Genomic DNA, 20,009 nt, shown 5'->3' with positions numbered 1-20,009 from the left:
GGGCAAGACGGATGACGAACGCCGGTTTTGAAACGCCGCCTTCTGTCGGGCCACGCCGTTGTGCTACCGCCCCGAGATCCGCTCCCGGCCGGCCGCCGTCGCCGAGGTGTCGGTGCCGGCGCCGCTCGCCGCGTCGAAGCGCGCGAGCTCCCGCTCCTGTTCCTCGAGAATGCGCGGCGCGTGCTCGCGCACGAATTCGACGAAGGTCTTGATCTTCGCGTCGAGGTAATGGCGCGACGCGTACAGCGCGTACACGTTGTTGGTGCGCAGCCGGTATTGCGGCAGCACGCGCACGAGCGAGCCGTCGCGCAGGCTCGGCAGCGCGACCGACAGCGGCAGCGGTCCGATACCCATACCCGCGCGGATCGTCTCCGCGAGCGCTTCGGAGACGTTCACGGTGAGCGGCGTCGTGTGACGGTGGCGGAACACCGTGGCGGCTGCGTCGCGCTCGTGCGTCTCGAAGATCCATTCGCCGGGCACGATGTCGGGCAGTTGCAGATGCAGACAGGTGTGATGGTTCAGATCGTCGAGCGTGAGCGGCGGGCCGCATCTCGCCACATAGTGCGGCGACGCGCACAGGATCGTGAACGCGGCGCCGATGCGCTGCGATACGAGCGCGGAATCGGGCAGCTCGCGCGCGACGACGATCGACACGTCGAAGCCTTCCTCGATGATGTCCGGCATCCGTTGCGCGAGCACGAGATCGATCGCGACGTCCGGGTAGAGCGCGTAGTACTGCGCGATCAGCGGCGCGAGATAGTGCTGGCCGAAGCCGTTGGTGCTGTGCACGCGGAGCCGCCCGGACGGCATCGCGGTGGCGCCCGCGGCTTCCGCTTCGGCGAGGTCTATATACGACAGGATCTGTTCGCAACGGTGCAGATAGCGCTCGCCCGCTTCGGTCAGCGACATCTGTCGCGTCGTACGGTGCAGGAGCCGTGTGTTGAGCCGCGCTTCGAGATCGGCGATCGACCGCGACACCTGCGCAGTGCCGACATCGGCCTGGGACGCGGCCTTCGTGAAGCTGCCCGCTTCGACGACCCGCACGAACATCCGCATGTTTTCCAGCGTGTCCATCCGTACTCCGTACCATCCGGTTCACGGACGCCCGCCGGCCATCGGGCCGACGCGCGCCGTGCGCCGCGTGTTGCCCCCGTCAATGCCGCGCGTTCATGGCGCGCCCTTTTTCTGTTGTGCGATGCCGGTGCCGGTCGCTTGCGACGATCCACCCGCATCAGCTGCGACCGGCAGCGATGCGCCCGCGCCGCTCGCCGCCTGATCGTCCTGCTCCCAGCCGCCGCCGAGCGCGAGGAACAGATTGACCTGGTCGGTCGCGACCTGCGCGTCGGCGGCGGCGACTTGCGAATCGACCGAGGTCAGCGTGCGGGTCGCATCGAGATCCGACAGGAACGACTCGCGGCCCGCCGTATAGAGCCGGTGCGTTTCGTCGGCGGATTGCGCCGCCGATCGCCGCGCCGTGTGCAGCGCGTCGTCGCGAGCGGAGTCGGCGGCGTAGGTCGCGAGGCTCGACTGCGTTTCGCGCAGCGCTTTCAGCACCACGCCGTCGAAGTGCGCGAGCGCGCCGCTCGTCGCGGCCTCGGATTCCTTCACGCGCTCGCGCTGGCCGTTGATCGGGAAGTTCCAGCTGATGAGCGGGCCGAATTCCCAGCGCGCGGTGGGGCTGGTCGGGATGTCCTCGAGCACCCCGGTGAAGCCCGCCGACGCGCCAAAGCTGATCGACGGATACAGCGCGGCGGTGGCGACGCCGATCCTCGCCGTGGATGCCGCGAGTTGCCGCTCGGCTTCACGCACGTCGGGTCGGCGCTTGAGCAGCGCGGCACCGTCGCCGACCGGAATCGGCTGGCGCAGCGGAGGCGGCCTGGCGCACGCGAGCGCGGCGGCCGGCAGGTCGGACGGCGCGCGGGCGAGCAGCATCGCGAGCCGGTACTGCGCGAGCCTGCGTTCGCCGATGTATCGCGGAATGTCGGCGGAGAGCGTATCCGCCTGGGTCTGGCCGCGCGTGACGTCCGGCTGGTTGCCGCGGCCCGCGTCGCGCAGGCGCCTGGTCAGCCCCACGCGCTGGTTCTGCAGCGCGAGCGATTGCTGCGCGATGGCGAGCTCTTCGGCGGCCGCGCACGACTGCACGTACGCGCGCACGACGTCGGCGACCACCGTGATGCGCGCGAGATCCGCCGCGGCCTGGGTTGCCTCGGAGTCCGCCTTCGCCGCCTCGACGCCGCGCCGCAGCTTGCCGAACAGGTCGATCTCGTACGACACGTTGATGCCGATGTCGCCTTCGTTCACGACCGGCAGCTTCTCGGTGAGCAGGTACTGCTCGGCGGACTCCTGTGCGCGCGCGAACGCGGCGGAGGTCTTGCCGGAAAAGCCGCCCTGTTCGTTCGCGACTTCGAGCGCCGCGCGCGACCGCGCGAGATTGGCGGTCGCGACGCGCAGATCGGTGTTCGACGCGAGCGCGGCTTCGACGAGGCTGTCGAGCACCGGATCGTCGTAGAGCCGCCACCACTTCGCGGGCACCGGCTGTTGCGACACCGGCGCTTCGTTCGCGCCGGCGATCGGACCGTTCGCGAGCAGCGCGTTCACGGCGGCGTCTTTCGGCAGCGAGTAGTTCGGCCCGACGTTGATGCAGCCCGCGAGCGCGATGACGGCACCGAGGGCGGGAGCGAGCGCGAGGTTGCGTGCGCTCATGATGGATTGCCTGCGGACGCGCCGCTTGCGCCCGATGCGCCGCTCGCCGCGCCCGTCGCGTTCTGCTGCCGTGCCGGTTCACGCACGGACACCGTCGCGGTACGCCCCGCGATCATGCGGAAATCGTCGGGCACTTCGTCGAGCGCGACGCGCACCGGAATCCGCTGCGCGAGCCGCACCCAGCTGAACGCCGGATTCACGTTAGGCAGCAGGTTCGAGCTCGGCTGGCGGTCGCGGTCCTCGATCGCCGCGACGATGCTCTGCACGTGGCCGCGCAGCACCTTCGGCTCGCCCATCACCGAGATATCCACCGGCTGGCCGATATGGATGCCGCGCAGCTTGGTTTCCTCGAAATAACCGTCGACGCGGAACGAATGCATGTCGACCACCGCCAGCACTGCGCGGCCCGCGCCGACGTATTCGCCGACGCGCGGCGCGCGGTCGTTCAGGTAACCGTCGACCGGGCTCACGATCGTCGTGCGCTGCAGGTTCAGGCTCGCGGTGTCGATCGCGACCTGCGCATCGGCGGCGGCCGCCTGCGCGTCGGCGATCGCAGCCTGCGCCTCGGCGAGCCCGGCTTGAGCCTGCTCGACCTTCGTGCGGCTTTCCTCGTTGGTCTCCTTCGCGACCAGATTGCCGAGACCGCGGTTGCGCGTATCTTCGCGGCGTGCCTGATCGAGCGTCGCCTGGCGCTGCAGGAGTGCTGCGCGCCGCTGTTCGAGTGTCGCGCGGCGTTGCTGCAGCGTGCTTTGCGCCTGGCGCAGCGCGAGCGAGTAGCGTGCCTGGTCGATCACGAACAGCACCTGGCCGCGCTTCACCGGCTGGTTGTCGACCACCTGCACCGACGTGATGAGGCCAGACACGTCGGGCGCGACCTCGATCACGTCGGCGCGGACGTGACCGTCGCGCGTCCACGGCGCATACATGTAGTAGCTGATGAGTTTCCACAGCACCAGCGCGGCGATCACGACGACGATGAGCGTCAGCAGGATCTGTCCGACGGAGAACCAGGTCTTTTTCAAGTGACGATCCGATGAGAGACGATAGCGACGAGGCCGAGCACCAGCACATACAGCGCGAGGTCGAACACCGAGCGGTGCCAGACGAGGCGGTAAAAGCCGATGCGGGCGAGAACGGTGCGGATGCCGAGGTTGATCAGGTAGGCGATCAGCATCAGCACCAGGATGGCTGGCACGAAGACGCCGACGACGTCGATTTCGCCGATCATGATGTTCGGGATCCTGAGTAAAGGGTGGCGTGCATGCGCGTCATGCTCCGGGTTGCGCGGTGGACGCGACGGGCGCGGCAGGCGGCGCTGACGACGAACCGGGAAACAGCGACAGCCGCATGCCGACCAGCGCGTGCATCGCCTCGCGGCGCCGGCGGCGCAGCGTGACCGACGGCGTATCCGTCGCGTCGCCCGCGGCGAAGGCCTGTTCGAGCACGCGCTGCATCGCCGTGTCGATCATGGCGAGCAGGCCAGCGGGCACTGGCTGGCGTTTGCGGCTCGTCGCGCAATCGTTGAAGTACGTATGCACGCCGGCCAGCACGCCCTCGATCGCGGCGGGCACGTCGCCCGGCAGCTTGCGGTGCGCTCGGCGCAGGTCGAGCGCATTCAGCGCGACGCGCAGATCGCGGAAGCTTTCGGTGGTCGGATGACGGTTTTCGTCGGAGGCGGCGAGGCGCGGAATCAGCTGCATCAGCCGGTCGAGCATCCGCGCGTAGAGATTGCGCTGGTCCTCGATCGGTTCGGTCGAAGCAGTGAGCGCCACATCGGCCCAGCTCGAGCGCAACAGGCGCGCCGCGGCGAACTCGGCGCCGAACGGGCGCGTGATGCGCGTCCAGACGAACGCGAACAGCAGCCCCGCGAGGCCCGCGAGATTGCTGTTCAGGAACACGAAGAAATCGGCGTCGTACGCGCTCTGGATGCTGATGAAAGTCGCGGTGTTCACCGCGACGAGCAAGGTCACGAGCGTGAACTGCGGCCGTGGAATCAGCGTGCCGACCAGGATGAACGGCCCCGCGAACATCACGACCAGCATCGCGAAATCGTGCACGTTCGGCAGCACGACGAACAGATAGACGCCGGCCAGCACGACGCTCATGCAGGTCGCGAGGAAGAAGCGGAACACCTGCGGCGCGGGCTCGTCGAGCGCCGCGAAGAAGGAGCAGGCCACCGCGGCAAGCGCCACCGCGCTCGCGCCGTCGGCCCAGCCCGAGCTGATCCACAGGCCGCATGCGATGACGATCGCGCCGACCGTCGTGGACACGGAAAACAGCATCATGCCGCGGTCGAAATAGCGCGCGGTGCCGCCGAGGCGCCAGTGGCGAAAGCGCGGCCGCCATGGTGCGCTGTCGCCGCCGATGATCGCGCGCAGCGTCCAGCAGTCGTCCCACGTATCGATCACCTGACGCAGCCGGAACAGCGCGTTCGACAGCAGCGCACCGTGCCATGCGCTCATCTGCCGCGCACCGGGTTGCAGCGCGGCGATCCGCTCGCGCAATGTGTCGCCGGTGCGCTTCCATTGCGCGTAGCGCTCGCCCGTGTCGTTGCCCGGCGCCGCGCCGATCCACGCGTCGGCGTCTTTCAGCAACGCATCGAAACCGTCGGGCCGCGGCTCGCTGCTCGCGAACAGTTCGGCGAGCGGGTCGGCCAGCGACGAGATGATCGGCAGGAAGATCTGCATGCGGCCGCGCAGCGCCTCGGCGCGCACGACGACGTCCGGATGCGCGTGGTCGTAGCTCAGCTGGCTCAGCAGGAACTCGAGGCCGTTCAGGTGCGCGGCGAGACGCTGACGGCACGCGGCGATCGGCTTGCCCGCGAAGCGGCCTTCGAGCGTCTGCGTCGCATAGAGCGCCGCATCGCGGAACCAAGCGTCGGTACGCTCCCTGAGCGACGGTCCGAGCCGGCTCGGAAACAGCGCACCGCCAACGATGCTCGCGCACACGATGCCGAGCAGGATCTCCTCGGTGCGGGTGATCGCGAGATCGAACACGATGGTCGGATTCGTGACCGCGGGCAGCGCGATCAGCGGCAGCGTGTAGCCCGCCAGCATGAACACATAGCTGCGCGCGGTGCGGTCGGAGATCGACAGATAGAGCAGGGTGCCCGTCCACAGCGCGACGACGACGCTGAAGAGCCACGGCGACTCGACGAACGGCGGCACCACGAGCACCGCGCCGGCCGCGCCGAGCGCGGTGCCGAGCGCGCGGTACAGCGCCTTCGAGCGGGTGGCGCCAACGAACGGGTTCGACACGATGTAGACGGTGGCCATCGCCCAGTACGGGCGCGGCAGTTCGAGCGCGAGGCCCAGATAGAGCGCGATCATCGCGGCGGCGAAGGTCTTCACCGAGAACAGCCAGTCGCGAACCGAAGGGTAGACCATGAGCGTTATCCGTTGTCCCGGGACGAAGCCTTGCCCAACGCTTTCTGCCTGTGATCCTGTTCCTGCTGCTCCTGCGATGCTTCCGCCTGCGGCGGTTCTTCAGGCGATGCGCTCACTGCATCGTACGACACGAACGCCTTCAATACCCTTAACGTCGCTTCGAGATCGTCGCGCGACACGTCCTTCAGCACCTGCGCGCGCAGCTTGAGCAGATCCGATTCCATCTGCGCGGTGACCGCGCGGCCTTCTTCGGTGACGATGATCGTCTTCGCGCGCCGGTCCGCGGGATCGTCCTCGCGACGCATCAGGCCCGCCGCGCACAACTGATCCAGCAGCCGCACGAGCGATGGACCTTCGATCCCGACGTTGTCCGCGAGCGTACCCTGGCGCACCGCCTCGCCCAGGCGGTTCGCGGTGAGCAGAGGCGTCGCGCATGCCTCCGACACGTTATACGCAGACAAAATGTCATGACTCGTGCGGCGCCACTTGCGAGCCGCAAGCACGAGCGTACTACTGACGAGGAGGCGCAGGCCATGGATCGATGACATGGGCGCCATTCTAGGGGCAGAAACATTCGTTAGCAAACTATCGATTATGAAAAATGCATGACGGCACGTATCCCGAACGGGGTTTCGAGGCGCCCGGAAGCGTGCATAAAACAGTACCTTGCATAAAACAATACCGGCTGCTACAGTTCGGCTCACGATGTTGCGGAACAAGCTGCATCCAGCATTCGTGCAAAGCAAGGTACTGTGCTTTGCTTACTACTGACGATGGAACCGGATGAAGACCCAGCTCAAGAAGGGAACGCTCGATATGTGCGTGCTCGCCGTCCTTGCTCGTGGCGACAGCTACGCGTACGAGCTCGTGTCGACGCTGTCGGAAACGATGGAAATCAGCGAAGGCACGATCTACCCGCTGATGCGCCGGCTGCAGGCTGAGGCGTGGGTGTCGACGTATTTCGTCGAGTCGAACTCCGGGCCGCCGCGCAAGTACTACTCGCTCACCGCGGCGGGCCGCTCGAGCCTCGCGGAGATGGAAGACGAATGGCGCAGTTTCGTCGATGAAGTGAACGGCGTGCTGGGGTTGCCTGGCCTGCCAACCGAACCAGGGGATACGCAATGACGCAGGACGAATTCATCCAGCGGCTGCGGCATGAACTGCGAAGCCTGCCGAAGCCGGCGGTCGACGAGATCGTCGCCGATTACCGCGAGTACATCGGCGACGCGCTCGCAGCGGGACGCAGCGAGGCCGACGTGATCGCCGCGCTCGGCGACCCGGTGAAGCTCGCGCGCGAACTGCGGGCGCAGGCCACCTTCCGCCAGTGGGAGTCGCGCCGCTCGTTCGGCAACCTGATGCGCGTGTTCGTGTCGATCGCGGGCATGGGACTGCTGCAACTGCTGCTGCTCATGCCGTTCATGTTCTGGCTGCTGTTTCTGACCATCGGCTATGTAGTGTCGTCCGCGCTCACGGTAGCGGGGCTTGCCACCGTACTGCTGCTCGGCAGCCATCAGCTGTTCGGCTGGCCGTCGTTCCACGCGATTCCGTTCAGCTTCGAGAGTTCGCATCATCGCGCGCGGGATCTCGCGAGGCTGCAGGCCGAACAGCAGGCCGAACAGCAGGACGAACAGCGGGCCGAGGATGCCGATGCGGCGTCCGATGCAGCGTCGAGCGCAAGCGGCGCATCGCAGGGCGCGAGTGCGGCCGCAACCGCATCCGCAACCGCATCCGCCGTGAGCGCCGACGACCCGCGTCTGTCGACCACGCACATCGTCGACTTCAAGGTCGTCGGCGAGCGCTTCGAGCTGCGTCCGCAGCCCGGCACGCGCGTATCGATGGTGACGAGCGGCGGCCCGATCGACATCAAGAACGTGCACGGCCAGCTGAAGATCGAATCCGTCGGCGACGTGCGCAGTCTCTTCACGGTCACCGGCGACACGTGGTCGATCCCGCGCGCCGACGTCGTCGCGCTCGATCTGAAAACGGACCACGGCGACAAGGTGTCCGTGGCGCGTATCGGCAGCGATCCGCATGCGATGGCGTGGGACATCCGCGATGGCGACCAGCGCATCTCGTTCGTCGAGGGCGGTCACGGCGGCGGTCATCTGTCGGTGCACAGCGGTTCGGATTCGGTCGAGATCGATCGCAATCACATGACGATCGAAAGCGGTTCGGACCGGATGCTGATCATCGGTCCGCATGGTTCGAGCATCGGCACGCTGCTGTACGGATTCGCGATGCTCATCGCCGGCGTGCTCGGCCTGTGGCTGTGCGTGTGGCTCACACGCTTCACGTGGCGCGGCCTCGTGCGCTACGTGCGGCGCCAGATCGAAAGCATCACGGAGCGGCTGGAAGGCGGCCAGGCCTGAACGGCTCAGTCGCCAGCGCGCTTCAACTCATTCGATGTCGGGTTCCCTCGATTCCTTCATTCGCTGAAAAGGACACGGTCATGAATCTGCATTCGCTTGCCAGCACGATGAACCCGGGCCGCGCGGCGCACGCGCACGGTCTCGCGTATCCCGATGGGCGCGCGGTCAGCGTGCTGCGTTTTCCGGCCTGGCTCGCCGACGGTTTCGCGATCGCGCGCACGCACCCGCTGTGGTGGCTCGCCGCGATTCTCGCGTGCGCGGACTACGCGACGTTGCTCGAACTCGCGCCGCCGCTGCGTCTCTTCGCGACGCTGATCGTGCCGGTCGTCATGGGCGGTCTGATGCTGATGCAGGAGCGCACGCGCAATGCGCGACCGTGGACGCTCGCGGAAACGTTCGAAGCTGTGGGCGGCCATCGCAACGCGCTGTCCGCCGTGGGGCTGACGGGCGCGGCGCTCGCGGGCATCGGTTATCTCGCGCCGCTCGCCGTGTTCCATACGACGGTGGCCGCGTCCGTCGCCGCGAACGGCGCACATCATCTGTCGATCGTGTACGGCGTGCACAACGGTGCGTCGAACGCGCTCGAACCGCTCGTCAGCGTGCCGTTCTATGCGGTCGCGGTGTCGGCGGTGTGGTTCGCGCCGGCGCTCGTCGTGCTGCACAACCTGTCACCCGTCGAGGCGCTTGCGACCAGCCTGCGCGCGATGCTGCGCAACTGGCCCGTCGCGCTCGTGTACGCGGCCGCGATCGCCGCCGATGCGCTGCTCGCGCCGGTCCTGCCGATGCTCGCGCGTGGTCTCGTCGTCACGCCGCTCGTCAGCGCGCTGATCGTGATGTCGATGTATGGCTGCTATCGGGACGTGTTCGGCGCGCGCTGAGCGGCTGCACCAGGCGGTGCGCACCTCCGGATCAACTCTGCCGCTGCGCGATATCCGGCGTGAACCGGCAGCCCAGCCGGTACCGCGAGCCCGGATGCACAAAGCGCGCGAACGTGACCGCGACGCCATGCGTCCACGTGCGCCGCACCAGCGTAAGGCACGGCTCGCTCGCCGGCACCTGCAGCAGTTCGGCTTCGGAGCGCGACGGCAGCGCCGCGTCCACCACGTGCTCGATCTCGTGCGCGGGCACCGTCGCGAACAGATACTCGGACGGCCGGATCGTCGCGAAGTCCTGCGCGATGAAATCGGGCGCGACGGCCGGGTTCACGTAGCGGTCTTCGAGCTGCACCGGCAGGCCGTTCTCGCGATGCACGCAGATCACGTGGAACACCGAAGCGCCCTGCGGCAGCCCGAGCGCATTCGATACGACGAGCGGCGCCGCTTCGCGCTGCGTGAGCAGCGTTTCGTACGTGTACTCATGGCCGCGTGCGCGGATCTCGTCGCCGATGTGCGCGATCATCAGCAGCGTCGACTGCGGCTTTGCCTCGGCAACGAAGGTGCCGACGCCGGACATCCGCGTGAGCCAGCCTTCGTGCGTGAGTTCGCGCAGCGCGCGGTTGATCGTCATGCGCGACATGCCGAACGACGTGACGAGATCGATCTCCGACGGAATGCGGTCGCCCGGGCGCCACGTGCCGGCTTCGATCGCCTCGCGGATGTAGGTCTTGACCTGCTCGTAGCGCGCCAGCGGCGCGGCGCTCGAAGCGACAGCGGGACCGCTCGCGGCTGCGGGCTTCGCGCGCGGCGTGCTCATGCATCCGCTCCGTCGGCTGCGTTCCTTTCGTCCACATCGTTCTTTTCGTCGGCCTCGCGGCTCCAGAACGCGTTGCGGTCGAAGTAGTTCTGCAGGAACTGCCGCAGACGCGGCTGCCGTGCGTCGTGAAAGACGTCGCGCGGTTTGCCCTGCACGGCGATGCGGCCTTCGTCGATGAACATCACCTTGTCCGCCACCTGCGCGGCGAAGCCCATCTCGTGCGTGACGACGGCCATCGTCATGCCGTCGCGCGCGAGCTGCTTCATCACCTGCAGCACCTCGCCGACGAGTTCGGGATCGAGCGCGGAGGTCGGCTCGTCGAACAGCATGATGTGCGGCTCCATCGCGAGCGCGCGCGCGATCGCGACGCGCTGCTGCTGACCGCCCGACAGCTTCGCCGGCTTCGCGTCGCCCTTGTGCGCGAGGCCCACCGTTTCGAGCATTGCGTTAGCGCGCTGCTTCGCTTCATCGCGAGGCAGTTTGCGCACGCGCAGCAGCGCCTCCATCACGTTGTCGAGCGCGCTCAGGTGCGGCCACAGATTGAACTGCTGGAACACCATGCCGACGTTGCGCCGCACGCGGTTGATCTCGCGCTGCGACGCGCGCACGCGCTGGCCGTTGCGTTCGGCATAGCCGAGCAGTTGTCCTTCGATCAGCACCTCGCCGGCATCGTAGGTTTCGAGCGCGGCGAGACAGCGCAGCAGCGTGCTCTTGCCCGAACCCGACGGCCCGATGATGCACACCACCTCGGACTTCGCGATGTCGAGGTCGACGCCGCGCAGCACTTCGAGCTCGCCGAAATGCTTGCGCAGCCCGCGCACCTGCACGAGCGGCGCCGTCGCGGCGGGCGAGGGCGCCGTGCTTGCGGAAGAAGAGGAAACGAGATCGGTCATCGCGTTCATCGGTTCACCATGTTGGATCACGCCATCATGCGCTCGAGCCGCGCCTCGACCCACATGCCCGCGCGCGATGCCAGCTCGACCAGCGCGAGATAGCACACGCACAGCGCGAGCAGCGTTTCGACGAACGCGAAGGTCGCGGAGCCGATGCCGGTCAGCACGAAGGTCAGTTCGGGCACCGTCACGATCGACAGCACCGCGGTTTCCTTGCTCAGCACGATCGTCAGGTTCGCGAGCGCGGGCACGATCAGCACCAGCATCTGCGGCAACTGAATGCGCCGCACCGCCTGCCAGCGCGTGAGGCCGAGACACGCGGCCGCTTCAAGATGGCCGGGCGGCACGGAACTGAAGCCGGAGCGGAATGCTTCGGCGAAATACGCGCTGCCGTACACCGCAAGGCCGAGCACGCCGGCCGTCAGCGGTTCGAGCGTGATGCCGAACGACGGCCCGCCGTAGTACAGCAGGAACAGCTGCACGAGAAACGGCGTGCCGCGCAGCACTTCGATATACACGCGCAGCACACCGCGCACCCAGCGGCCGCAGAAGAGCTGCAGCAGCGCGATCGCGAAACCGATCAGCATGCCGAGCGCGACACCGACGATCCACGTGCCGAGCGTCATCGCAAGACCGGACGCGATCTCGGGCAGGTTGTGCGTGATGACGGTGGGATCGAACTGCTGCATCGTCGGGTCCTCAGGCGTGCCGCAAGCGGTGCTCGCACGCGTGCGCGACGAGCGCGAGCGAACCGCAGATCGCGAAGTAGATGAGGCCCGCGGCGAGATACGCTTCGAGCGGCCGGTACGTGCTCGCGGCGATGTTCTGCGCGGTGCGGGTGATCTCCGCGACGCCGACCACCGAGATCAGCGACGACGCCTTGATCAGCAGCACCATTTCGTTGACGAGCGAAGGCAACGTGAGCCGGAACGCCTGCGGCACCTGAATTCTGCGCAGCATGTCGAGCGGGCCGAGCCCCAGCATGCGCGCCGCTTCGAGCTGGCCCGGCGGGATCGCGAGAAAGCCGCCGCGCAGGATCTCCGCGATATACGACGCCGAGCACAGTGACACCGCGCTGATCGCGGCGACGAGCGGCGGCACGTTGATGCCGACGAACGGCAACAGGTAGTAGAACAGCAGCAGCTGCACGAGCATCGGCACGCCGCGGAAGAAGAACACGTAGAAGCCGCCGAACGCGCGCAGCGAACGATTCGCCGACAGCCGCGCCGCGCAGATGCCGACCGCGACGAAGAAGCCGATCGCGAGCCCCGCGAGCGAGATCGAGACCGTCGCGACTGCCGCGCGCAGCAGCAGCGGCAGTCCCTGCATGAAGACCGTCAGGCTGAACATGGCGAGGCTAGCCCTGTGCGCGGCTCAGGCGTCAGTAGTTCGGCGTGGGCATCGTGGACGGCACGTCCATCGCGACGCCGAACCACTTCTTTTGCAGCGCCGCGAGCCGACCGTCCTTGTTCATCTTCACGAGCGCCGCGTTGAATGCTTCGGCGAGCGGCTGGCTGTCCGCGTCCTTGCGCAGGCAGTACGCGAAATACACCTTCGCGCCGAACGGCGGCTGCACGACCGCGAACGTTTCCGGCCGCTGCTTCGCGACGTACGCGATGTTGGTCATCGAGTTCGCGACCGCGACGACGCGGCCCGCCGCGAGGTCGGCGTAAGCCTGGTTGTTGTCGACGTATTCGCGGATGTCCGGCGCCTTCGGCAGCGTTGCGGCGTAGCTCTTCAACTGGTCGAGCTGCGCGGAACCTTTGCCGGCGCCGACCGGCTTGCCCGCGATATCCGACGACTGCTTGATGCTGCCGTCGTTCGCGCGCTTGAGGAGCGCGTCGGTGGCGTCGGCGATCGGCAGCGTGTACGTGTAGCGCTCCATGCGCGCTTTCGTGACGGTGAGCGGGCCGCCCACCATGTCGAACTTGCCCGCTTCGAGGCCCGGCAGCACGCTCGGCCACGGCAGGTCGATGAAGCGCACCTTGACGCCGAGTTCCTTGCCGACCTCGGCGAACAGATCCTTGTTGAAGCCGGCCTGCTGGCCGTTCTCGAGGAAGTCGAACGGCGCGAACTGCATTTCCGTGCCGACCACGAGCTCGCCCGACTTCTTCACTTTCGCGAGTTCGTCTTCGGCATGCGCGCAGAGGCTCGCGGCGCACAACGTCACCAGCATCAGACAACTTTTCCAGCCTGCAGGGATCTTCATGAGGGTCTCCGGGTGGCAATGCGGACGTTGCGCGAGCGCGCGGAAAAAGCGGCAGACGCAGGGCATGCGCCGCAGTATATACCGCTGAATCTGCGTCAAAAATACTTCGCGCACATCGCTTGCCGCCATCGGCGCGAACCCTGATGCGAAGTGTCGGACGTGCGCGCATTGCTGCTTGCGGGATCGCTTTTGGCGGTATATACCACTACCGAAGCGCGCGGCCAGCGGTGGTCGCGCGAGCACGAATCTCCAGTCGAAACGAGCGCCCGCGCGTCGGGCGGGGAGCCCATGATGGTGTCCGTTGCCTCTGCCGAAGGTCATGCCGCCACCGGCATTCCGGTGATCGATTTCGCCGGTGCGCGAACTGGCGATGCGGCCGCGCTCGCGCGCATCGGCCGCGAAATCTACGCCGCGTGCACGACGATCGGCTTCTTCTACATCATCAATCACGGCGTGCCGCAGGCCGTTATCGATGGCGCCTCGAACGCCGCGCGCGAGTTCTTCGCGCATCCCGTCGAAACGAAACGGCGTGCCGCGGTGAACGCGCGCCATCGCGGCTTCAATTCGCTCGGCGACGCGACGATGTATCAGGCGAAGCGCCCCGACTACAAGGAGTTCTTCAGCATCGGCCTCGAATTGCCCGAGGACGATCCGGACGTGCTCGCGGGGCAGGCGCTGCGCGGGCCGAACAACTGGCCGGATTTCATGCCGTCGCTGCAGCCTGCGCTCTATGCGTACTACGAAGCAATCGGCGCGTGCGGCGCGGACCTGCTGCGCGCGGTTGCGCATGGCCTTGGCATCGAAGAGCATTTCTTCGCGCCGCGCTACACGAAGCGGATGCAGCGCACGCAGATGGTCTACTACCCGCCGCAGCCGCCACAGTCCGACGAAGACCAGTTCGGCGTCGCGCCGCATACCGACTACGGCTGCATCACGCTGCTGTGGCAGGACAACGTCGGCGGACTGCAGGTGCGCGAAATCGCGAACGGCACGTGGATCGACGCGCCACCCATTGCCGGCAGCTTTGTCGTGAACGTCGGCGACCTGCTCGCGCGCTGGACCAACGACCGCTTCCGTTCGACGCTGCATCGCGTGATCAACGCGTCGGGTCGTGAGCGCTATTCGATCGCGACGTTCTACGACCCGACCTACGGCGCGATCGTCGATCCGCGCGAACTCGGTACACCCGTCGACGACGTGCGCTATGCGCCAGTCGCCGCGGGCGACTACATCCTCGGGCGGATCAACGATTCGATGGGCTATCGCAAGAAGCGCGCGGCGGAACAGGCGGAGCAGGGCGCGACGCCGGGAGTGCGGGCGTGATGGTTTCGAAGCAGCAGACTGACACTGAAGCGCTCGCGGAATCGGCGACACAACCCGTATCGCGGACGATCGCCGCGCTGCGCGACGCATTGGGCGACGACGCAATCCGCACGGGCGACGCTATCGGCGCGCGTTCGATGACCGACTACACGCGCCATGCGCCGATGCGACCCGCCGCGCTGCTGTTGCCGCGCACGACGCAGCAGGTCGCGCTGGCGCTCGCGATCTGCAACGCCGCGCGTCAGCCGGTGGTGCCGCAGGGCGGCATGACCGGGCTCGCGGGCGGCGCGATTCCGCGCGAAGGCGACATCGCGTTGTCGCTGGACAGGCTCGTGGGCATCGAGGAAATCGACACTGCCGCCGCGACGATGACGGTGCTAGCCGGCACCACGCTGCAGGCCGCGCAGGACGCGGCCGCGGAGGCCGGCTTTGAACTCGCGCTCGATCTGGGCGCGCGCGGCTCGTGCCAGATCGGCGGCAATCTCGCGACCAACGCGGGCGGCAACCGCGTGATCCAGTCGGGCACCGCGCGCGACCAGGTGCTCGGCCTCGAAGTCGTGCTCGCGAGCGGCACGGTGCTGAGTTCGCTGAACAAGATGGTCAAGAACAACACCGGCTACGACCTGAAGCAGCTGTTCATCGGCTCCGAAGGCACGCTCGGCGTGATCACGCGCGCGGTGCTGCGACTGCATCCGCCGCGCGCGGCACGTCATACGGCGCTCGTCGCGTTAGACAGCTACGACGCCGCGGTGCAGTTGCTGCGCGCACTCGGCGCGCGCTTCGGCAACGACATCGGCGCATTCGAGATCATGTGGCCGGACTTCTTCGATTTCGGCGTCGCGCTCACCTCGGCAGGGCGCTCGCCGTTCGAACGCGCGCATCCGCTCTATGCGTTGATCGAGCACGCAGGCTTCGATGCCGACGACACCGGTGAGCGCTTCGCCGCGCTGCTCGCACAGGCATTCGACAGCGGCACGATCCGCGACGCGGTGGTCGCGCAGACGGTGGCCGACGCGCGCGGCCTGTGGGCGATCCGCGAATGCACGGCCGAGTTTCCTTCGCGGATGGATCCGATCAACTTCGACGTGAGTGTCCCGATCGGCGCGATCGGCCGCTTCACCGACGAGTGCCGCGCGGCGCTCGATGCGCGCTGGCCCGGCAACCGCTCGTACTTCTTCGGGCACGTCGGCGATTCGAACCTGCACGTGACGGTGGACGGCCACTCGGTGCCCGGTGTGCCGCACGACGACGTCTACACATTCGTCTACGAACTGCTCGCGCCGTACAAGGGGTCGGTCTCGGCCGAACACGGCATCGGGCTGCTCAAACGGCAGTACATGCCGGTCTCACGTTCGCTTGACGAACTTGCAGCCATGGCAGCGATTAAACAGGCGTTCGATCCGAACCACATCCTGAACCCCGGCAAAGTGCTCTGAGCCATACTGGACGGGGTGTTGCGAAGGGGCGGGCAAACCCTGATACGCGTTCTGTTATGGCACTAAAATAGCGTGACGGAGAATTCAATAGGTAAAGCCAATCACAGCCATCTGAACAATCAACTTCCACCAGTTAAGGGGTTTCTTCATACTGTGTCCTGTTCACTCACCACCAACCAATGAGGACGCAGCAATGCCGATCATCAACACCCAGATCAAACCGTTCAAGGCTACCGCATACCACAACGGCGATTTCGTGACCGTGACGGACGAGACCCTGAAGGGCAAGTGGTCTGTGTTCGTGTTCTACCCGGCGGACTTCACGTTCGTGTGCCCGACCGAACTCGGCGACCTGGCTGACCGCTACGCGGAATTCAAGAAGCTCGGCGTGGAAATCTACAGCGTGTCGACGGATACGCACTTCACGCACAAGGCATGGCACGACACGTCGGACACGATCCAGAAGATCAAGTACCCGATGCTGGCTGACCCGACGCTGGCTATTTCGCGCAACTTCGACGTGCTGATCGAAGAAGAAGGCCTCGCACTGCGCGGCACGTTCGTGATCAACCCGGAAGGCGAGATCAAGCTGTGCGAAGTGCACGACAACGGCATCGGCCGTGACGCAGGCGAGCTGCTGCGCAAGGTGCAGGCTGCGCAATACGTCGCATCGCACCCGGGCGAAGTCTGCCCCGCGAAGTGGACGCCGGGCGCTGAAACGCTGACCCCGTCGCTCGACCTCGTCGGCAAGATCTAAAGCATCACGTTCTGCTGTAGCTGGCGCCGCCATCGGTTCTCGAGCGGCGGCGCCGCGCAGCGCAGCGCAGTTCCCCAGACACGTAACGTTTTGCGAAGCCCCTGCTTCGCGGGACGGTGCACGTCTGCCGCTTCCCGTATCGAACGTCAACCGGACGCCAAGCCATGCTCGACGCAAACCTCAAGACCCAACTGAAAACGTACCTGGAAAAAGTCAGCCGGCCGATCGAGCTCGTCGCGTCCGTCGACGACAGCGCGAAGTCGCAGGAACTGCTGGCGTTGCTGAACGACATCGCAACGCTGTCGGCGCGCGTGACCGTGATCGAGCGGCGCGGCGACGACGAGCGCAAGCCGTCGTTCTCGATCGGCCAGCCCGGTCAGGCCGCGGGTATCCGCTTCGCGGGCATCCCGATGGGCCATGAATTCACGTCGCTCGTGCTCGCACTGCTGCAGGTGGGCGGTCATCCGATCAAGCTCGACGACGCGGTGATCCAGCAGATCCGCGAACTCGACGGCGACTTCGAGTTCGAAACATATTTCTCGCTGTCGTGCCAGAACTGCCCGGAAGTCGTGCAGGCGCTGAACGTGATGGCGCTGATCAACCCGCGCATTCGCCACGTCGCGATCGACGGCGCGCTGTTCCAGAACGAAGTGGAAACGCGCCAGATCATGGCCGTGCCGACCTTCTTCCTGAACGGCGAAGTGTTCGGCCAGGGCCGCAGCGGCGTGAAGGAAATCCTCGCGAAGCTCGACACCAACGCCGGCGCGCGTGCCGCGAAGGAACTCGAAAACAAGCCGGTGTTCGACACGCTGATCGTCGGCGGCGGGCCTGCTGGTGCGGCGGCCGCGATCTACTCGGCGCGCAAGGGCATCGCGACGGGTGTGGTGGCCGAGCGCTTCGGCGGTCAGGTGCTCGATACGCTCGCGATTGAAAACTTCGTGTCGGTGCAGGAAACGGAAGGACCGAAGTTCGCGACCGCGCTCGAACAGCACGTGAAGCAATATGACGTGGACGTGATGGACGTGCAGCGCGCCGAAGCGCTGATCCCGGGCCGCATCCACGAGGTGCGTCTCGCGAACGGCGCGGTGCTGAAGGCGAAGACGATCGTGCTCGCCACCGGCGCGCGCTGGCGCGAAATCAACGTGCCAGGCGAGCGCGAGTACCGCAACCACGGTGTCGCGTATTGCCCGCACTGCGACGGTCCACTCTTCAAGGGCAAGCGTGTCGCGGTGATCGGCGGCGGCAATTCAGGCGTCGAAGCGGCGATCGATCTCGCCGGCATCGTCAACCACGTGACGCTCTTCGAGTTCGCCGCGCAACTGCGCGCGGACGAAGTGCTGCAACGCAAGCTGCGCAGCCTGCCGAACGTGAAGGTGATCACCGAAGCGCAGACCACCGAGATCACCGGCGACGGCAAGAAGGTCAGCGGCATCGCGTACAGGGATCTGCGATCGGGCGACACGCATCACGTCGAGCTGGAAGGCGTGTTCGTGCAGATCGGCCTCGTGCCGAACACCGAATGGCTGAAGGGCACGGTGGAACTGTCGAAGCACGGCGAGATCGTGGTGGACGCAAAGGGCGCGACGTCGGTGCCGGGTGTGTTCGCCGCCGGCGACGTGACGACGGTGCCGTTCAAGCAGATCGTGATCGCGGTGGGCGAAGGCGCGAAGGCGTTGCTCTCCGCGTTCGACTACCTGATCCGCAACAGCTTCGACGAAGCGGCTGCTGAGGCATCGGCGGAGCTGGCGGAAGCCTGAGCGAGGGTTTCGGGTTGCCGAACGAGTAGCTGAGCGAGTTGCTGAACGAGTTGCTCAAATAAGGAAGCCGCCTTCAGGGGCGGCTTCTGCTTTTCTGGGTGCGCCCGGCAGGGCGCACTCACTTGGAGGTGAAAGTCCTCTACTCGCCCGGCAAGGGGAAGAGTTAGCCGAAGGCAAGGGTTTCCCGGGTGNGGTTTCCCGGGTGACTGGGAGTCTGAAGGAAGCTGGAAGGCAAAGCGCTGGCCTGACGAACAGGAAGCGGATACGAGGCGTAGCGACTGGGTGAGGTGTCCCAATTCACCGAAGCCCGAAACTTGCACCGACGTTGTTACGTAGATCCGACAGGCATAAGCGTGAAGGTGAGTGCGCAATACCCGGGGAGATCTGTTTCTGAGCTGGCGCGGTACGGCCAGCTACCGGCACCAAGAGGTGACGGGATGCGGGAGCAGAAGTCAGCAGAAGGCATAGTAGGTCAAGGCGAAGGCGGCAAGCCGAAGAGAACCGGGACCGAAGGCCTGAACAGTGAATGCCGAGAGTAGGACGGATGATCTCGAAGCCTGTTATGGATGCAGAAGCGCTGGAGACAGCGGCCGAGCACGCGAGGGGTGGCCGGAAGCCACCGGGCTGCGTGCGGGGTGCGGAGACGGGCACGGCGACATCTGGGCAAACGAAATCGGAGGGCGACGCGCTGATGGAGCGCGTCGTGGAGCGCGGCAACATGAGGCGTGCATACCGCCGGGTGCTGAGGAACAAGGGTTCAGCCGGGGTAGATGGGCTGAGCGTGGAAGGCCTTGGTGACTGGCTAAAGCTGCACTGGCCGAGTGTGAAGCAAGCGCTGCTGGAAGGGAGGTACGTACCGCGAGCGGTACGCCGGGTGGACATACCGAAGCCGCAAGGCGGGGTGAGGACGCTGGGCGTGCCGACCGTGGTGGACCGACTGATCCAGCAAGCGCTGCACCAAGTATTGCAACCTATCCTGGAGCCGACGTTCTCGGCGAGTAGTTACGGATTCCGACCGGGCAAGAGTGCGCTGGACGCGGTGCGTCAGGCGCAAGCATATGTCCAGGGTGGTCGGCATTGGGTGGTCGATATCGATCTGGAGAAGTTCTTCGATCGTGTCAACCATGATGTGCTGATGGCGCGGGTCGCGAGGCATGTAAAAGACAAGGTGACGCTGAAGCTGATTCGCCGCTTCCTCGAAGCGGGGATGATGGCGGACGGTGTGACGCAGGCGAGGACGGAGGGCACGCCGCAAGGCGGCCCGCTGTCCCCGTTGCTGTCGAATATCTTGCTGAGTGATCTGGATCGGAGGCTGGAGAGCCGGGGGCTGGCGTTCTGCCGATACGCTGACGACTGCAACATCTACGTTGGCAGCAAACAAGCAGGACAGCGCGTCATGGCGAGAGTCAGGGCCTATCTCGAGAAGGTCTTGAAGCTGCGCGTGAACGAGCCCAGGAGTGCGGTGGCGCGGCCGAGCACGCGGA

At 66.4% G+C, this 20,009-nt stretch carries 19 protein-coding genes; 8 read left to right on the top strand and 11 right to left on the bottom strand.

What is annotated here, in order from left to right:
* Positions 1 to 63: 63 nt before the first annotated feature.
* The 6 genes from DVS29_RS14860 to DVS29_RS14835 all read right to left on the bottom strand — a co-directional run bounded on the left by DVS29_RS14860 (position 64) and on the right by DVS29_RS14835 (position 6,637).
* Positions 64 to 1,074: a LysR family transcriptional regulator gene (locus tag DVS29_RS14860; protein WP_118181234.1), complete on the bottom strand. Its 1,011-nt coding sequence runs from the start codon at positions 1,072 to 1,074 to the stop codon at positions 64 to 66.
* A 93-nt stretch (positions 1,075 to 1,167) separates the two neighbouring features.
* Positions 1,168 to 2,703, bottom strand: coding sequence for an efflux transporter outer membrane subunit (locus DVS29_RS14855; RefSeq protein ID WP_118181233.1), 1,536 nt, complete (start codon positions 2,701 to 2,703; stop codon positions 1,168 to 1,170).
* A complete protein-coding gene (locus DVS29_RS14850; protein ID WP_118181232.1) occupies positions 2,700 to 3,725 on the bottom strand; it encodes an HlyD family secretion protein in 1,026 nt (341 codons plus the stop codon). Before DVS29_RS14850 ends, DVS29_RS14855 begins: the two co-directional genes overlap by 4 nt.
* Complete coding sequence (locus DVS29_RS14845) at positions 3,722 to 3,931, bottom strand: DUF1656 domain-containing protein (RefSeq protein ID WP_118181231.1); 210 nt, start codon at positions 3,929 to 3,931, stop codon at positions 3,722 to 3,724. Before DVS29_RS14845 ends, DVS29_RS14850 begins: the two co-directional genes overlap by 4 nt.
* A gap of 40 nt (positions 3,932 to 3,971) precedes the next feature.
* On the bottom strand, positions 3,972 to 6,089 hold the full coding sequence (locus tag DVS29_RS14840) for an FUSC family protein (RefSeq protein ID WP_118181230.1): 2,118 nt from the start codon (positions 6,087 to 6,089) through the stop codon (positions 3,972 to 3,974).
* 5 nt (positions 6,090 to 6,094) lie between these two features.
* The gene (locus DVS29_RS14835) at positions 6,095 to 6,637 is read right to left on the bottom strand and encodes a MarR family winged helix-turn-helix transcriptional regulator (protein ID WP_118181229.1); all 543 of its coding nucleotides are present in this window, start codon (positions 6,635 to 6,637) and stop codon (positions 6,095 to 6,097) included.
* Between the two features lie 235 nt (positions 6,638 to 6,872).
* Here DVS29_RS14835 and DVS29_RS14830 point away from each other — a divergent pair, with 235 nt between their 5' ends.
* From DVS29_RS14830 to DVS29_RS14820, 3 genes are all read left to right on the top strand, one after another.
* Positions 6,873 to 7,214, top strand: a complete 342-nt coding sequence (locus DVS29_RS14830; protein ID WP_118181228.1) for a PadR family transcriptional regulator — start codon at positions 6,873 to 6,875, stop codon at positions 7,212 to 7,214.
* On the top strand, positions 7,211 to 8,458 hold the full coding sequence (locus DVS29_RS14825) for an HAAS signaling domain-containing protein (RefSeq protein WP_118181227.1): 1,248 nt from the start codon (positions 7,211 to 7,213) through the stop codon (positions 8,456 to 8,458). The genes DVS29_RS14830 and DVS29_RS14825 overlap by 4 nt, the downstream gene beginning before the upstream one ends.
* 80 nt (positions 8,459 to 8,538) lie before the next feature.
* Positions 8,539 to 9,336, top strand: a complete 798-nt coding sequence (locus DVS29_RS14820) for a BPSS1780 family membrane protein (protein ID WP_118181226.1) — start codon at positions 8,539 to 8,541, stop codon at positions 9,334 to 9,336.
* Between the two features lie 31 nt (positions 9,337 to 9,367).
* Here DVS29_RS14820 and hutC read toward each other — a convergent pair whose 3' ends face one another.
* From hutC to DVS29_RS14795, 5 genes are read right to left on the bottom strand one after another with little or no spacing between them, the layout of a single operon-like run.
* Entirely contained in the window at positions 9,368 to 10,150 is a 783-nt protein-coding gene (hutC, locus tag DVS29_RS14815) for a histidine utilization repressor (protein WP_118181225.1), read from the bottom strand.
* Positions 10,147 to 11,052: an amino acid ABC transporter ATP-binding protein gene (locus DVS29_RS14810; protein ID WP_118181224.1), complete on the bottom strand. Its 906-nt coding sequence runs from the start codon at positions 11,050 to 11,052 to the stop codon at positions 10,147 to 10,149. The genes hutC and DVS29_RS14810 overlap by 4 nt, the downstream gene beginning before the upstream one ends.
* 17 nt (positions 11,053 to 11,069) lie before the next feature.
* A complete protein-coding gene (locus DVS29_RS14805) occupies positions 11,070 to 11,732 on the bottom strand; it encodes an amino acid ABC transporter permease (RefSeq protein WP_118181223.1) in 663 nt (220 codons plus the stop codon).
* A 10-nt stretch (positions 11,733 to 11,742) separates the two neighbouring features.
* Entirely contained in the window at positions 11,743 to 12,393 is a 651-nt protein-coding gene (locus DVS29_RS14800; protein WP_118181222.1) for an amino acid ABC transporter permease, read from the bottom strand.
* A 31-nt stretch (positions 12,394 to 12,424) separates the two neighbouring features.
* Positions 12,425 to 13,252, bottom strand: coding sequence for a transporter substrate-binding domain-containing protein (locus DVS29_RS14795; RefSeq protein WP_118181413.1), 828 nt, complete (start codon positions 13,250 to 13,252; stop codon positions 12,425 to 12,427).
* A gap of 291 nt (positions 13,253 to 13,543) precedes the next feature.
* Here DVS29_RS14795 and DVS29_RS14790 point away from each other — a divergent pair, with 291 nt between their 5' ends.
* The 5 genes from DVS29_RS14790 to ltrA form a co-directional block, all read left to right on the top strand.
* Entirely contained in the window at positions 13,544 to 14,575 is a 1,032-nt protein-coding gene (locus tag DVS29_RS14790; protein ID WP_118181412.1) for an isopenicillin N synthase family dioxygenase, read from the top strand.
* Positions 14,575 to 16,011, top strand: coding sequence for an FAD-binding oxidoreductase (locus tag DVS29_RS14785; RefSeq protein WP_118181221.1), 1,437 nt, complete (start codon positions 14,575 to 14,577; stop codon positions 16,009 to 16,011). The genes DVS29_RS14790 and DVS29_RS14785 overlap by 1 nt, the downstream gene beginning before the upstream one ends.
* 193 nt (positions 16,012 to 16,204) lie before the next feature.
* On the top strand, positions 16,205 to 16,768 hold the full coding sequence (gene ahpC / locus DVS29_RS14780) for an alkyl hydroperoxide reductase subunit C (RefSeq protein ID WP_118181220.1): 564 nt from the start codon (positions 16,205 to 16,207) through the stop codon (positions 16,766 to 16,768).
* 164 nt (positions 16,769 to 16,932) lie between these two features.
* Positions 16,933 to 18,525, top strand: a complete 1,593-nt coding sequence (gene ahpF, locus DVS29_RS14775; RefSeq protein WP_118181219.1) for an alkyl hydroperoxide reductase subunit F — start codon at positions 16,933 to 16,935, stop codon at positions 18,523 to 18,525.
* A 544-nt stretch (positions 18,526 to 19,069) separates the two neighbouring features.
* Positions 19,070 to 20,009 (top strand): group II intron reverse transcriptase/maturase (gene ltrA, locus DVS29_RS14770; protein WP_118181218.1); only part of this gene is annotated, 940 nt, incomplete at its 3' end.

Source organism: Paraburkholderia phosphatilytica, from assembly GCF_003443895.1.
In the GTDB taxonomy this organism is placed as follows: Bacteria; Pseudomonadota; Gammaproteobacteria; order Burkholderiales; family Burkholderiaceae; genus Paraburkholderia; species Paraburkholderia phosphatilytica.
Note: the sequence above shows the minus strand (reverse complement) of the source record. Positions and strands in the feature narration are given on the sequence as shown.

Bases quoted from the DNA above. Each gene is read 5' to 3' on its own strand.
- DVS29_RS14830 (WP_118181228.1), top strand. From the start codon at position 6,873: ATGAAGACCCAGCTCAAGAAGGGAACGCTCGATATGTGCGTGCTCGCC.
- DVS29_RS14820 (WP_118181226.1), top strand. From the start codon at position 8,539: ATGAATCTGCATTCGCTTGCCAGCACGATGAACCCGGGCCGCGCGGCG.
- DVS29_RS14805 (WP_118181223.1), bottom strand. From the start codon at position 11,732: ATGCAGCAGTTCGATCCCACCGTCATCACGCACAACCTGCCCGAGATC.
- DVS29_RS14785 (WP_118181221.1), top strand. From the start codon at position 14,575: ATGGTTTCGAAGCAGCAGACTGACACTGAAGCGCTCGCGGAATCGGCG.
- DVS29_RS14855 (WP_118181233.1), bottom strand. From the start codon at position 2,703: ATGAGCGCACGCAACCTCGCGCTCGCTCCCGCCCTCGGTGCCGTCATC.
- DVS29_RS14810 (WP_118181224.1), bottom strand. From the start codon at position 11,052: ATGAACGCGATGACCGATCTCGTTTCCTCTTCTTCCGCAAGCACGGCG.
- DVS29_RS14795 (WP_118181413.1), bottom strand. From the start codon at position 13,252: ATGAAGATCCCTGCAGGCTGGAAAAGTTGTCTGATGCTGGTGACGTTG.
- DVS29_RS14840 (WP_118181230.1), bottom strand. From the start codon at position 6,089: ATGGTCTACCCTTCGGTTCGCGACTGGCTGTTCTCGGTGAAGACCTTC.
- DVS29_RS14790 (WP_118181412.1), top strand. From the start codon at position 13,544: ATGGTGTCCGTTGCCTCTGCCGAAGGTCATGCCGCCACCGGCATTCCG.
- DVS29_RS14845 (WP_118181231.1), bottom strand. From the start codon at position 3,931: ATGATCGGCGAAATCGACGTCGTCGGCGTCTTCGTGCCAGCCATCCTG.
- DVS29_RS14835 (WP_118181229.1), bottom strand. From the start codon at position 6,637: ATGTCATCGATCCATGGCCTGCGCCTCCTCGTCAGTAGTACGCTCGTG.
- DVS29_RS14825 (WP_118181227.1), top strand. From the start codon at position 7,211: ATGACGCAGGACGAATTCATCCAGCGGCTGCGGCATGAACTGCGAAGC.
- hutC (WP_118181225.1), bottom strand. From the start codon at position 10,150: ATGAGCACGCCGCGCGCGAAGCCCGCAGCCGCGAGCGGTCCCGCTGTC.
- DVS29_RS14860 (WP_118181234.1), bottom strand. From the start codon at position 1,074: ATGGACACGCTGGAAAACATGCGGATGTTCGTGCGGGTCGTCGAAGCG.
- ahpC (WP_118181220.1), top strand. From the start codon at position 16,205: ATGCCGATCATCAACACCCAGATCAAACCGTTCAAGGCTACCGCATAC.
- ahpF (WP_118181219.1), top strand. From the start codon at position 16,933: ATGCTCGACGCAAACCTCAAGACCCAACTGAAAACGTACCTGGAAAAA.
- DVS29_RS14800 (WP_118181222.1), bottom strand. From the start codon at position 12,393: ATGTTCAGCCTGACGGTCTTCATGCAGGGACTGCCGCTGCTGCTGCGC.